Origin of the sequence: Paenibacillus ilasis (assembly GCF_043195395.1) — a bacterium.
Lineage (GTDB): Bacteria > Bacillota > Bacilli > Paenibacillales > Paenibacillaceae > Paenibacillus_AQ > Paenibacillus_AQ lautus.
The window spans coordinates 255,846-270,003 of sequence record NZ_JBHDJG010000002.1 but is presented as its reverse complement, the minus strand read 5'-3'; the positions used below and the strand labels follow the sequence as shown (position 1 = coordinate 270,003).

General features: G+C 48.2%; 10 protein-coding genes. All 10 read right to left on the bottom strand.

What is annotated here, in order from left to right:
- Window positions 1-25: 25 nt before the first annotated feature.
- The gene (locus ACETK5_RS21435; RefSeq protein WP_394057739.1) at window positions 26-1,291 is read right to left on the bottom strand and encodes a TerD family protein; all 1,266 of its coding nucleotides are present in this window, start codon (window positions 1,289-1,291) and stop codon (window positions 26-28) included.
- Window positions 1,292-1,351: 60 nt separating this feature from the next.
- The gene (locus ACETK5_RS21430; RefSeq protein ID WP_394057737.1) at window positions 1,352-1,933 is read right to left on the bottom strand and encodes a TerD family protein; all 582 of its coding nucleotides are present in this window, start codon (window positions 1,931-1,933) and stop codon (window positions 1,352-1,354) included.
- 26 nt (window positions 1,934-1,959) lie between these two features.
- A complete protein-coding gene (locus tag ACETK5_RS21425) occupies window positions 1,960-2,538 on the bottom strand; it encodes a TerD family protein (protein ID WP_339269628.1) in 579 nt (192 codons plus the stop codon).
- 82 nt (window positions 2,539-2,620) lie between these two features.
- Window positions 2,621-3,193 carry a TerD family protein gene (locus tag ACETK5_RS21420; protein ID WP_339269626.1) on the bottom strand — a complete coding sequence of 191 codons (573 nt, stop codon included), beginning with the start codon at window positions 3,191-3,193 and terminating at the stop codon, window positions 2,621-2,623.
- Between the two features lie 24 nt (window positions 3,194-3,217).
- Window positions 3,218-3,868 carry a TerD family protein gene (locus ACETK5_RS21415; RefSeq protein WP_394058333.1) on the bottom strand — a complete coding sequence of 217 codons (651 nt, stop codon included), beginning with the start codon at window positions 3,866-3,868 and terminating at the stop codon, window positions 3,218-3,220.
- 703 nt (window positions 3,869-4,571) lie between these two features.
- A complete protein-coding gene (locus ACETK5_RS21410) occupies window positions 4,572-7,472 on the bottom strand; it encodes a DUF4855 domain-containing protein (RefSeq protein WP_394057735.1) in 2,901 nt (966 codons plus the stop codon).
- A 306-nt stretch (window positions 7,473-7,778) separates the two neighbouring features.
- Window positions 7,779-9,323 carry an extracellular solute-binding protein gene (locus tag ACETK5_RS21405; protein ID WP_394057733.1) on the bottom strand — a complete coding sequence of 515 codons (1,545 nt, stop codon included), beginning with the start codon at window positions 9,321-9,323 and terminating at the stop codon, window positions 7,779-7,781.
- A 107-nt stretch (window positions 9,324-9,430) separates the two neighbouring features.
- Window positions 9,431-10,297, bottom strand: coding sequence for a carbohydrate ABC transporter permease (locus tag ACETK5_RS21400; protein ID WP_192570017.1), 867 nt, complete (start codon window positions 10,295-10,297; stop codon window positions 9,431-9,433).
- A 184-nt stretch (window positions 10,298-10,481) separates the two neighbouring features.
- Window positions 10,482-11,417, bottom strand: coding sequence for an ABC transporter permease (locus tag ACETK5_RS21395; protein ID WP_326111659.1), 936 nt, complete (start codon window positions 11,415-11,417; stop codon window positions 10,482-10,484).
- A gap of 174 nt (window positions 11,418-11,591) precedes the next feature.
- On the bottom strand, window positions 11,592-13,817 hold the full coding sequence (locus ACETK5_RS21390; RefSeq protein ID WP_394057730.1) for an AraC family transcriptional regulator: 2,226 nt from the start codon (window positions 13,815-13,817) through the stop codon (window positions 11,592-11,594).
- Window positions 13,818-14,158: the final 341 nt, after the last annotated feature.

Here is a 14,158-nt window from a genome sequence, read left to right as displayed (position 1 = left end):
TGAGATTCCCCCATAGAAATTAAAATTATTTAGACCCTGTAGTCCATCTCATTCCCCAACCATATGCCCGATCTAACTCTTGATGCCCAGAGAAATACTCCACAAGTCTTTCAATGCTGAAAGTTTGGTCTTTCACGTTACGAATCATCGCAATTGCGCACATACCCTTTCGGTTGTTATGCTCGTCCATACGAACAACGATATCTGGTCCGCCTTTTTGCGTTATCGTTACGACTCCATCGGCTTCTGACCAGTTCGTTACACCCTCGTATATAAAGGCAAACACAAGGACCCTTTTAATTTCGGAAATATGATGGCCATTAATTCTAAGGTTCTCACCTCCGACAACCGTTCCCGTTCGATCATCCCCATCAAGGGAAATGTAGGGCGAGCGATTCAGAGAACCAAAGCGATTCCCTAATGCCTGAATTACACTCTTGCTACCATCCTTAAGCTCGAATAAGCAGCCTAAGTCAAGGTCTACCCCCTTATTTCCGAAAAACCCCTTCTGTTTCTTTTGGTTCCAATTTAAATTAACAAGAATTTCACCTAGAGAACCGGAGCCCTTTTCAAGGTTGATTACATCTCCGCGTTTCTTCAGTTCTATCTTTGAAAGGTTAACTGGTGGTTTGGGTGTGGGTGATACTGGTGTAGGTGGTACCGGTGTAGGTGCTGGAGTGCCCGATTCAGACGATATATCCGTAGAATTATTGGATGGCTGCTCTTTGACCTCAATGCCGTAGCTGCTGCATAAAGCGGCCAACCCACCTGAGTAACCAGAACCTATGGCATTAAACTTCCACTCGCCATTGTATCTATACAATTCTCCTACAACGATTGCTGTTTCTACAGAAAAAGATTTCCCAATGTTAAAGCGAATAATTTCGCTCCCGCTCATAGGATCTATAATACGAATGTAAGTATCATCAACCTGGGAAAAATCCTGCCCTCTTTTTTCGCCATCATAGATGGTTAACGCAAAAGAAATGCGATCGTATTGGGATGGAATATTTCTTAGTGATACTGATACTTGAGCTTGATCCGTTATTCCTGAATAGGTTTGCCTATTTGATATAACGGAAATGGAATTACCAGGATTGGTCGGATTTCCGTAAAATATCAGATCCTCATCTTTAGTTACTTTAGAGTTTGGTGCTAGTAAAAATGCCGAGAAATCAACATCAAGGGAACTATTTCTGTTACCCCATCCCATTCCTATGATGACATTAGTCAGGTTGGGGTTGTTTTTAGTAAGGTCACCTTTTTGACCTTTTACAAGGGAGACCGTCACGGATATCAACCTTTCATTATTTGAAAATGTGATTACACAGAAATGCTCTAAATGGTTATGTTACTGGGCATCCAAACCATAGTTTTTGCAAAGCGCAGATAATCCACCTGTGAACCCCGACCCGATCGCCTGAAATTTCCAATCGGAACCATGACGATATAATTCACAAATGACGACAGCAGTTTCCAGAGAAAAGTCTTCTCCCAGATCATATCGGGCGATTTCCCTATTCGTTTCTGCGTCTAGTACACGGACAAAGGAATTAGATACATGACCAAAATTTTGATTTCGAGATGCTGCATCGTGTATCGTTACCGTGATGCCAATGCGGTGAATATGTTGCGGAATTAAGGAAAAGTCGATAATGATTTGCTCGTCATCACCTTCCCCCTCACCAGTCCGATTATCACCTGTATGAACAACAGAACCATTAGCCGTCTTAGGATTGTTATAGAACACAAAATCATCAGCGCTTTTAGCTCTACCATCTTCATGAAGCAAAAATGCAGATGCATCCAGATCGTAGTCTTGACCAGTATTGTACTTATTAATATCCCAACCAAGGCCAATATGTACTTTTTTCAAACCTGGGTTCGTCTTGGTTAAATCAATACGTTGTCCTTTGGATAAACTTATCGTCATGCTATTCGCTTCTCCTTTCTCGTTAATTAGATACTTACACCAAAATCCCGGCAAAGGCCCGCTAATCCATCTTGAAAGCCACTGCCAACAGCGCTAAATTTCCATTCGGCACCATGGCGGTACAGCTCACCAACTACAACCGCAGTTTCCACAGAGTAATCTTCACCGAGGTCATAGCGAATGAGTTCTTCTCCAGAAGCTTCACTTACAACACGCACATACGAGTTAGCAACTTGTCCAAAGTTTTGATTTCTCTCTTGGGCCTCATGAATCGTAATACAAAATGCTATTTTATTTATATCAGCCGGTATATTGGCAAGGTCGATTTTAACGGTTTCATCGTCTCCTGCACCCTCGCCTGTCCTATTATCACCCGAAAGAACGATAGAATTATTGCTGTTAGATGGGTTGTTATAGAACATAAAGTCTGCGTCTGAGCTTACCTTGCCATTTTCATTAAGGCAAAAAGCAGTTGCATCCAGATCGAAATCTTTCCCTCCATCATATTTATTGGTATCCCACCCCAGTCCAACAATAACTTTAGTCAAGCCCGGATTGGATTTTGTCAGGTCAACTTTTTGACCTTTCGCCAAGTTAACTGCCATAAATATCGTCCCCTTAAAGTAATTTGCCCATAAAAATGGACCGCCTGTCAGATAGACGGCCCATTTATAAGGCTTTTAATGGTTAAAGTCCAAAATCACGAACAAGCCCGGACAAACCGTCCTTGTAGCCGCTCCCTACCGCGTTAAATTTCCACTCACCATTGTTGCGGTACAGTTCACCTACAACAATCGCGGTTTCTACGGAAAAGTCTTCTCCAAGGTCATAACGAAGGAGTTCCACATTCGTATCTTCGTTAACAATGCGAACGAAGGCATTGGATACTTGTCCAAAGTTTTGGTTACGTCCAGTCGCATCATGAATGGTGATGCAAAAGGAGATTTTATCGACTTCAGCCGGAACAGCAGAAAGGTCTACCTTTAATTGTTCATCATCTCCATCGCCTTCACCAGTCAGGTTGTCACCGGTATGTAGTACAGACCCATTGATGTTTTCCTTATTGTTATAAAAAATAAAGTCTTTTTCGCTACCAGCTTTTCCCGTAGCGTTTAGGCAGAATGCAGAGGCATCCAAATCAAAGTCTTGGCCTCCATCATATTTATTTGTATCCCATCCCAAACCGACAACTACTTTAGTCAGCCCCGGATTAGTTTTCGTAAGATCGATCTTTTGGCCTTTTTCCAAACTAATAGACATAGATACAACTCCTCTTGATATAAATTAAGTATACCGCTGGGCTAAATCATTAATGTGGGGAGCGTGTGCTCCTTCACCTAAGGCATTGAACTTCCATTCGCCATTGTGTCGGTAAATTTCACCAACGAGAAGAGCTGTCATCCCGGCATAACTATCAGTTAAATTGAATCGTACGATTTCTTGATTGTTCGAAGGATTAACAACACGAATGAATGCGGATTTAATCATCCCAAAATCTTGTCTGCGAGATTCGCACTCATATATGTTTACAACCATTAAAATTCTTTCAATGTCCGACGGAACTTTAGCAAGATCAACAATAATTTGCTCATCATCTCCGTCACCTTCACCGGTAATGTTATCTCCTGTATGTCGAACGGAACCGCATGGGCTCTTGGTGTTATAAAAACAAATAATATTTTCCTTTTTCGGCAATTTACCATTTGCATTGAGTAATAATGCAGAAGCATCACAGTCGATGTTCGCAGTTGTATTTTTCCGTGCAAACAAGCCCTTGCCTTTAGTCTCAGCTGGATCCCATCCTAAGCCAACAATGATGTTCGATAGCCCAGCGTTGCCTTTGGTTAAATCAACCTTCTGGCCTTTTACTAGAGAAATTGTCACGGTTATCACCTCCTCCCAAAATAGTTCTTTTATACTAGTTTTATAGAGCATCCCCCAACTTAAAGCCCAATTCAAGGGCGTCTATTAATGTTATCGGTATTAATACGTTAAATATTTCTAAAGGATTCATATTTTAGGTAAAAAAATATTAATTTTCACTAATAATCGGCAATATTTGCTAAAATAGATTCCTCAATTTGGATATTAAGTTATCTTAAGTGTTTACTATCCACTGTATTTTGTCAATCTTTTAGTGTTTTTGCGTATAAACAAAAAAATTCCCTATGACTTCACTCATGGGAATTAAGACTCAATCCAATAAATTCATATGGTGTCAATTTGGTAGTTTTCTTCCCAACCTTCGTAGCAATCTCATGGATTAATTCAACCACTTGCAGCAGCGCAATCGCCCACCGTAGGATTGCTTACCCCTACCTTCTTCGCAATATCTTTAATCGTTATTGTCATTCGCTCACGATTCTTTTCTTCTCGCCCCTGGCTAATTACGCTCCTTCATTATATTAAACGTGTCATAAACACCGGGATGCACCACATATTTATCAAACGGTCATCAAGAACGATTCGAAAGTAAAGCCATGGAAGCAGCGTGGAAATAACGCTGCTTCCATGGCTTTTTTACAAAACATGATCATGCATCATGGCGCGGCAGAATTAGAACGTCCTCATCCTAAATCAACATCATGGAATCAGACCATATGCCGCAGAAATCTGAGCGCGTGCCGGAAATAACCCATCAGTCCTTTTTATTGTACTCGAATGAAATCTTAACGGGTTCCGACATTCCTTCCATGGACAGATAGGCGTCGCAGGTTCCTTTTAAATTACCGGTAAGCTTGATCGTGAATTGGAAACTTCCCGTTTCCGTACTGGTCGTCTGGCCTTCGTACCGAACTTTCCCTTTCGAATCGAGTATTTTCAAATTCACTTGGGACTGACTGCCGTTCACGACCAGACCGTCGATCGTCAATTTCTTCGCAGCGGCATCCACCACGGCTCTTGCGCCGTCGATTGCAGTGCCACCCCCCGCATGGCCGTCAATGCCAAGAACATCGATTTCATCAAGGAAGACCCAGACGTTGACCGGGAATTCCACTTTAACGTAGCGGGCAGACACTTTATCGGCTCCCGATTCCCCCGGCACACCGTCTGTTATCCCGCTCCAACCCACGAACTCGGCCGAGGCAGCATCCTGTGCCGGTGGCGGAGAAACGGTTGCCAGCGTGCTCCAGGATTGGCCGTCAGATGAAACGGAAAAAGTAACGTTCGGAGGAAAATAGATGCCGGGTCCTTTATCCTGAAGAAAATGGGCTCTAATTGCCCCGATCGATTTGTTGCCGCCCAAATCAAATATGATGGTGCGGCTTCGATCGTCAGGGTAGTCGCTTCCCGCATGGGCCTGCCACTGCTCGGTGCGGTAATCCGTCCCGCCGAATCGGCCGTCCGTAAGTTCGTTCCCGGAATCGGGATAGTTGCTGTTAGGCTGCTGTGAAATTGTATAGCTTTGGCCAAGAACCAGATTGCTGAGTCCCCCTCCGTCAGACCAGGTATGAATGAGAACTTGGGCGTAGGAATCAAGCACCGTTGCGGCCGGGACCGAAATCAACCCTTGCGCTTGGACAGCCGGGTCGTGAATGTGCGCGAGAAAATCCTGCATATACGTCACGGCTTCCTTCGGCTTGTTATCGTCCAAAAGAAGCTTGATGGTCTGCAATCGATACGTCAAATCATTACCAAAAGCCGGCTTGATTTCGTTCGATGCGACATAACGCTGTACAACCTCCGCCATCGTCTCCGGCGCCGGGCTGCTATCGATAGCGTATGTTCCGTTCAAATACTGGTACAGCCAGTCATACATTAAACGCAAACTTGGATCCTTGCTTACCCCTAAGTTGTAGACTGCATTATTGCCTTGATAGTGAGCTCTGAAGCCATTTTGCATCAGACCGGATCTGACGCCGCTGTCTAAGTATTCAACAAAACGCTGACGAAGTACGGGATCTGTCAGCATTCCGTCATCAAATTCAACTTCGTTCCCCATTCCGTATCGCTTTGCAGTATCCGTAGCATCGTCCAGACGGTCGGAATCCATTCCGCCAAAGAAATAGTTAGGCTGAAGCGCCGCGGCATCGAACCCTACGTCTTTCCACATAAACATTTTGTAAGCATAGGAGTGTGGAATCCAGAAAACCTTCATGTTCATGGCGTGCACTTTATCCGACACCATGCGAGCTATGTCCGGTCCCGATTCGGATATGTCGATTTGTTCCGGCATCCAGTACATGCCGACAAGCTCAAGATTCGAGTAGTTGGCAGCCTGCCATCTTTGCTGGGCCTGGTCCAGCCACCACTGCACCGCTTTTCCTCTGTTTTCAGACGCTTTTTCTTTGCCTACGACGGAGTCGTTGAAATTTAAGGAACCGCTACCGTCAATGTCGCCAAAATTGGTTAAGGATTCCCCTGGATTCGGAATCATTAACACAACCTTGACTTGATGATCGGGCTGTTTCAGCTTGGCCCCAACTTCCTTGGCAGCCTCATTCAACTGCTGCATATCGCCCGTGGCTGCAAATGTTTTATCCAAATACCATTTCCAATCGTCCAGGTTCGTTTGTCCCTGACCGAAATCGCGACCGGCAGGCGAAGCAATCCCGAGATATAGAACGCCGTCATAAAGCCAATCGACCGGCTCGCCGTCTTTATTTACATAACTGATATTAGGGATAATCCGTTCCTTTTTCCAATCGCCCAAACCATTCGCATATTGTCCGTTATAAAACAGATTCAGATTCCGGATCCCGGCCGTAGCTTCCCCCGGCTCCAAAAAACGAGGCTGCTCGGCAGGAACCATTACCGCCCCTTCAATCTTGCCGTCCATACCCATAATTTCGATTTCGTCAATATATTCCCACTGTGTAGGATGCATATAAAAGGTCACCTTCACATAACGGGCATAAGCCAGCTTGCCATCCGTATTCCCGCCTTTGATTCCATCCCGGCTGCCATCCCATTCAAAGGTCTCCTGTCTGGGCGGTCCTTCTCCCCACAGAAGCTGCGTAGCGTTATGGGAAAGCAGCCCCCAATTTTCCTTATCGTCGGAGACATACATCGATACCGACAGCGGCACGAGAATCGAATTCGCAGGAAAATCTTGAAAGAAATTAGCCGTGATCTTTCCAATTGACTTTTCCTCACCGAGATCGAACACGACTTCGCGAGCCTTTCCGCGCAGATGTCCTACCCATGCCGGGTCGTTCATATCCAATGCGCCGTATGTTCCGTCCGTAAGCTTGTATCCGTCATCGGAATGCGAAGCTTCCGGAGCTTCAGACCATTCATACGGAAGGCCTGCCGCGAGATTGCGAAATTGCGTCTCCTGCACTGCCGAAGATGCTGCCGCTTGATTTTCGTCTATTGCTTGTGGTGCCTGTTCCGCTGCCGGTTCACCAGCATCCGTCTGTGGATCTAGTTCGACCTGTGGATGACCTGTATTCTTTCCTGCTTCCATCTGGTCTGCACCTGCCGCCTGCAGGACGGTCACATCCGGAACAAGCGATTTCGCCTGAACCGCAGAGAGCGGAGTCAGTAGTAATACGGCTGCCATTAATACGGATAACCATTTTTTATTCAAATTCATCAAGGCCAGCTCCTTTTGTTTATTCTCGAGTACAGAAATATCAAAAGCTTTAAACCCTTATTTCTGTTCCGGGTGAACGCTAGATTTTAATCCCCCCTTTCGCGAATTCCGCCATAAGCAAGCAGCAAAGCGTATAAGATCGGCTTCCTCCTTAAGAGGAAGCCGTCACCGCCGCATCCAGTGCCGCGGCACGAAGTTTCCAGTGGGCAACAGCAGTAGTGCAGCGCAGCCAAACACTCCGCACTTCGGGCGATCGGAAGCATGGATAAGCAAACTTCGGTTTATCAGTGTTCAGGCGATTCTGGTCTACTTCGCCTTTGCCGCCAGGAACTCATCAATCTGCTTTTGCAGTTCCTGCTGAATTTTTTTGAGGGCAGGGCCGGCTTCCGCTTCAAATTTCTTCAATGTCTCGTCCGGATCGATAACCCCGTTGAACAGCGCCGTGTAGTATTGCCCATCGACTGTATTGTACTGGCTGACCTCGTTTTGCACCGGGGTACTGTCAAATTCGAAGCCGGCCAAAATATCGGTCGTGAACATGTCGGCATCCTTAAGCACAGCGTTCAACTCCTCATTCTCGCCCTTCACATCACTCCGCTCATCGACGGGATTCCACAGCCAAACATAGCCGAAAGCAGAGTAGCCGGATGTATCCAGGGTTTTCATTTTGTCGTCGCCTACCGCTTCCCAATGCTTCCCTTCGATTCCGTAAGAAAGCAGGTCGTAGTTTTCCTTCTCATTCGCCCAGTTCAGGAACATAATCGCCCGCTCCTTATTCTTGCTTACCTTCGGAACGGCCAGAAAGTTCCACTGTTTGAAGTCGGTGATGTTCGCGCCCTTCTCCGGATTAAAGAAGGTGACCGTCTCCAGCTCGCTGTCCGGCACATTGTTCTTTAACGTGTTCTTGAGGGAATCGCCGATGCCGAACGCGCCGTTCGTGACGATTGCCACTTTGCCTGCCGAGATCGGCTGATGAAAATCTTTTGTCGTCAAAATGTCCTTGAAAATCAGACCGTCAGTAAACCATTTGCGCGTGTTCGCCAGCCACGTTCCGATCGGCTCCCGATCCTCCAGCAAATTGTAAACTTTGCCGTCATTGTTCTTGTAATAGAGCATCAGGCTGTTGCCCAGAGCGTGGGTCGGTCTGACATGGGTTTCGTAATCGTTCAGCGCATGGTGAGCGACAAATGAATAAGTGCCGGAGCCTGCGGTCATCGGGATGATGCCTTTCTCCTGCTCTTTCACCTTGTAGGCGAAAGCGATCAAATCTTCATAGGTTTTAATCGGCGGTACGCCGAGCTTCTCGCGAATATCTTTGCGTACCATGTAGGAATTGCCGGACATGTAGCTGACGCCGAGCGGAACGGCCATAATTTTGCCGCCGTACTTGTTGTAATCCCACATTTGCCTCGGCCGTTTTTCGAGCACCGTTTGGCCGTACTGGGCCAACAGGTCGTCCAGTGGCTCATAGAATCCGTTAGCGATCATTTGGTTGATATGCAGCCATGGCGCATCGAAAATGAGATCGATGTTTTCGCCGGAAGCAAGCGTCACCTGTGTCTTTTGCGCCAGATCGGACCAGGGTACGAAGACGACGTCGAGTTTGACGTTGATCGTATCCTTCATTCGCTTTTCTGCTTCGGCGATGACCAAATCCATATCCGACGGCCGATCACCGGGAATCATGATTTTCAGGGTCACCTCTTCAAGTTTGGCGTCACCGCCGGCGCTGTCTCCAGTTTGACCCGACGGCCCAGGCGCCTTCCCTTCCCCTTCGTTCTTGCCCAAACAACCGGCAATCGCGACGAGCGCGATCAATAACACAAGCGCGATGGACAATAATCTTTTCATGGTTCCTTCCCCCTGAATCAATAATAGAGAAAACAGACGGATGAGCCGGTTCATAAACAACAGCGGTTGAAAGCTCGAACCGGCCAAACGCCTTCACGTTTGCCGCTCTACCCTTTTACCGAACCAAGCGTCAAACCTTTAATAAAGAAGCGCTGTATGAACGGATAGACGAACACGATCGGGCCGATGGTAACGCAGACGATCGCCAGCTGCATGCCATAGGTCGGCACGACGACGTTGTACTGCGTCTGGCTCCCGCTCACATAAGCCATAACATTCAAATTGGACATAAGCTGGCGGATCATCATCTGCAGCGGCAGCATTTTGTGATTGTCGATAAACAGCAATGACAAGTACCAGTCGTTCCAATATTGCAGCGCGTAAAACAGGCTCACCGTGGCGATAACAGGCAGCGAAATCGGCCAGATGATGCGAAAGAAAATATAGAGATCATTGGCGCCGTCCACAGTCGCAGCTTCATTCAATTCATACGGCAGCGTCCGGTAGTAAGAGACAAGAATGAAGGCATAGAACGGATTAAGCAGATAGGGCAAAATGAGCGCCCACACCGAGTCTTTCAGCTGCAGCCAGTTGGCGATCAGCATGTAAAAGCCGACAAGTCCTGCGCCGAACAGCATCGTCAGGAAGGTTAGAAACGATAAAATATTGCGGTACTTCACTTTCCGGTGGCTCAGCGTGTACGCATAGGCAGCTGTCAAGAGTACGCCCAGCGCCGTGCCGGCGATCGTCACGATAATCGTAATGCCGTAGCTTAGAAACACCTGCTTGCCGGAAAGCAGAAATTTGTACGCATGGAGGCTGAATTTGCTCGGCAGCAACTGGTACCCCGCCGTCTGCAAAAGCGATTCATCGGCGAACGAGTTGATGAACACAATCCAGAACGGAATGAAGCAAAACAGCGCAAAAGCGCCCAGCACCGCGTACATCAAAACAAGAAACAACCGTTCTCTCACTTCGATCACACCTTAACTGGTTGGGACTGAAGCAAAGGGCCGGTTCGGAGCTGGAGAAACGCAAGTGGTCGCCTTTGTTCCCGAATCGTATCCGCTTAACGAGCCTATACGATCATAACGATTCGGGAACAACAGCGATCGGAAGCCCGAATCCGGCCTCATGCCAACTCGCCCAACCTTCCTTTTAGAATAGTCTTGAATCTGCGTCCACCTTGCGCGCGATCGCATTGAAGATCAGAATCGTGACAAGCCCCATGCAGGACTGGTACACGACAACGGCAGCGGACATGCTGAAATTCCCCAGCTGCCTCAGCGCACGAAACGCATACGTATCGATGACATCTGTCGTTGGAAAGAGTATGCCGTTATCTCCGATGATCGCGTAAATCATGCCGAAATCGCCGTAGAAAATACGGCCAATGCCAAGCAGCGCCAATATCATCACGGTCGGCCGCATCAACGGCAGCGTTATGTAGAGCATCTGCTGCATCCGGCTCGCGCCTTCTATTCGGGCGCTCTCGTAATATTCCGAGGAGATGCCCGTAATGACGGCCAAAAAAATAATGGAATTATAGCCGGCCATCTTCCAGGCGCTAATGACGGTTAAGATATACGGCCATACGCCAGGCGTCAAATACCAGTCCACTCCTTCGTAGCCAAGGGCGGCAAGCGCGCGGTTAATGAGCCCCTCGGATGTGCTGAATAGCGTCAACGTCATCATGCTGACGACAAGCCAAGAAATGAAATACGGTAAAAAAATAAACGATTGCGTGATTCGCTTGAAAAGCCTGTTACGGATTTCGTTCAGAAAGATAGCCAGCACGACCGCGCTGCCGAGGCCGGTTACGAGAAACAGTGCATTCAGGAAAACGGTATTCAGCGTCACTCGCAGCCAGTCTTTCCCATTGAAGAAAAACTCGAAGTTTTTAAATCCGACCCATTCGCTCCCCCATATTCCATCGGATAGCCGGTAATCCTGGAAGGCGAGCAGATGCCCGGCCATGGGCATATAAGCAAATACGACCAGAAACGCAATGCCGGGCAGCGCCAGCAAGTACAAATACCGGTTCCGCGACAGCTCGCGCACAAACGACCCGCCGAACCTTCTACGTCGCTCCAAAGAGCGTCCCTCCTTTCTTGTGCGGCTTGCAGAATTTGAACGGAGCCATCGTAGCATTCACGGCTGCTGCTTGCCTAGTTCTCATTGGCCGGATTCGGTTCTCGCGCGGCCGATTCGCGAGCGTTCGGCCGGTTGTTATTGGTCTGGCCGGTTCTCGATCGCTCGCTGGCCTTTCTAATTCGCAGAGTTCCCGGCTATCTGCCGCGTCCGCTCCATCCGCTCGTCCGCCTTGCTGTCGCGGTATTGACTCGGCGTCATGCCGGTCGCTTTTTTAAATGCGGTGAAAAAGTGGCTTTTGGTCTGAAAACCGGACTGCTCTGCAATTTCGGTGATCTGCATGCTGGTCTGCTCCAGCAGCTCCTTAACCTTCCCGAGCCGCTCGTTCAAGATGAAATTCGATAGAGGCATGCCATAATGTTCGTGAAACAGCTGCCGGACGTATTTGGCCGACAAAGCGATATGGTCAGCGATATCGTCTACCGACAGCATCGGGTCATGGGTATGGTAGCGGACGTACTCGATGATTTCCCCAATCAGCTTTTCCTTGCGATTGAATCCCTTTTGGTCGCTAAGCTGCCGGATCATCCGCCCGGTCTCTTCCTTCAGCCATTCGCGAACCTCGGTAAGCGTGGCGAACTGCCTCAAGTGGCGCTCAATCCCTTCAACACTCTGGATAGACATCACTTTGCTGAACGACTTGACGATCGCAAACAGAAGCAGCTTCAGTTGGAATTGGCACTCGGTATATTTCATCGTCTGCAGGCGCGTGAACACCTCATCCAGCATGGCCAGCACCTTCTCCTCTTTGCCGCTTCGAATCGTCTGGATCAAGCTTTCATGCACAGCGGAGTCGATTGGCGCCTGTAAATCGGCATATCGTTCAAAGTCTTGTTCGACGTAGATTTTGTCATCACCGCTGACAAACTTGAATAATGTCAGTTCGTTCATGTCGTCGTATACTTTTCGCAAATCGTCATGTACGCGCCGCGCCTCGCTTTCTGCGATCGTCACGTCCAGCTTTACGTAACGGCTGACTTGACGGCTAAGCTCCTTGAGCTCTTGGGTCAACTCGGGATCAGGGAGGGAACTGGCCGTGCCAACCAGCACGACCAGATGGTCCGTGCCAAAATCGACCACCTCGATCGGCCGTTCTGATGTGCCAAGCAGCTCCTCTGCGATATTGCCGATTGCATACTTGAGCAGCTTGCGAGAGAAGAAATCATACCGCTCGGATATCTCGTAATAGGAATCAATCTTGATCACAGCCAACCGAAGCCACTCATAATCAAGCAGGCACGATTCGCGCGCAACCGCCGCTCTGGCGCCATCGTTCAGCCTGCCCTGCAGCAGCCATTGCCGCAAATATTCGGTCTTGATCACTGGATAATGATCGCGAAGCATAACAACGCCCTGCTCAATGACACCGTAATCATTCTCCCCCTTCACGCCCAGCTTCCGCTGCAGTTGATCCGCCAGTCGGCGGAATGGACCGACGAAACGGCGCGAATTCCAATAGGCGACCAGGAGCAGCGCCACGAGCAGCAGGAGCGAGCAGACGATGATGACTGTTTTGAACGCCCCGGCCTTTTCGCGGAATTGCTTCATTTCAGTGACGGATATAATGGTCCACTCCGGCGATTCCATCCGTGCATAATTGACGAATGCTTTCCCACCGGCGCTGTTCATTTCGAAGGCCCCCTGGTTCTGCCCTGTCTGGATGTTATCGATGGTCTCCTCGAGCCGCTCATCCCATTCGCCCAGAATCAACCTTCCTCGATCATCCACGATCGAAAGCAGCGTATCCGCCCTTCCGTCGCCTGAAATCAAATGCTTCTGCAGCTCTTTCTTGTCAAACAGGACGACAAGATACCCGTCACGGTTTTTCTGCACAGGAGCCGAAGGAAGCTGAAGCGCCAAATACGTGTCGTTTCCTATCTGATGATCAAAATAGCGGAGGAAATTCCCGGGAGTGCGCTCGATCCGCTGCAGCATCGCCTGATCGGCAAATTCCTCGAACGAAAGTAATCCAGCTTTGGCATCGATCACCTCACGTTTGCGGATGCTGATTAAGTAAGCGGTTTCAATATAAGGCTCGTGAGATAAATATTTAGATAACACCCCCATCGTGCTGGCATTTTGAAGCAGATTGTCGGCTGAAGCATACATCCAGTTTTGCACGGAATGATCCTCGTACATGGTCAGGCTGTACCATTTCAGCTTGGCCAGGATGTACTCGACCCGCTCCGCCATTTCGTCGATGCGGTCCTGATTAAACGTCCCCATCTGCGAGTATGCGAAATGAGAAAACCGGTTGGCTAGGAACAACGAGAACGGTATGATGGTCATTGCAAAAAAGATGCCGCTTATCACAAATATGCGCCAGGATGTCGATCTGAACATAGTATCCCCCTGTCCCCCTTCGTTTTTAGGAGTTCTCTTACGACCAATATGTCCTATCATAATGCACCCCTTTTCCGTTTGCCTAGTTCTCATTTGTCCGTCAAGTTCTATTTCTCCAGATTCGCGCTGCAGCACTCACCTTCCTGCCCTCGGAGGCTGTTCTTCATTCCAGTTGTGAGCCACTTCCTGCGGAAAGGTAGATACATAACTCAGCTACGGCGTTCATAGCAAAAAAGCCCCCTCACTTTATGAGTGAGGGGGTCGTGAGTTAAATTTACTTTTATATAGAAGAAATAACGCAGTTCGCATCGTTTTAACCGTGACATCAAAACCTTTAGGTC

Bases quoted from the DNA above. Each gene is read 5' to 3' on its own strand.
- ACETK5_RS21430 (WP_394057737.1), bottom strand. From the start codon at position 1,933: ATGACGATAAGTTTATCCAAAGGACAACGTATTGATTTAACCAAGACG.
- ACETK5_RS21425 (WP_339269628.1), bottom strand. From the start codon at position 2,538: ATGGCAGTTAACTTGGCGAAAGGTCAAAAAGTTGACCTGACAAAATCC.
- ACETK5_RS21420 (WP_339269626.1), bottom strand. From the start codon at position 3,193: ATGTCTATTAGTTTGGAAAAAGGCCAAAAGATCGATCTTACGAAAACT.
- ACETK5_RS21415 (WP_394058333.1), bottom strand. From the start codon at position 3,868: ATGCTCTATAAAACTAGTATAAAAGAACTATTTTGGGAGGAGGTGATA.
- ACETK5_RS21410 (WP_394057735.1), bottom strand. From the start codon at position 7,472: ATGAATTTGAATAAAAAATGGTTATCCGTATTAATGGCAGCCGTATTA.
- ACETK5_RS21405 (WP_394057733.1), bottom strand. From the start codon at position 9,323: ATGAAAAGATTATTGTCCATCGCGCTTGTGTTATTGATCGCGCTCGTC.
- ACETK5_RS21390 (WP_394057730.1), bottom strand. From the start codon at position 13,817: ATGTTCAGATCGACATCCTGGCGCATATTTGTGATAAGCGGCATCTTT.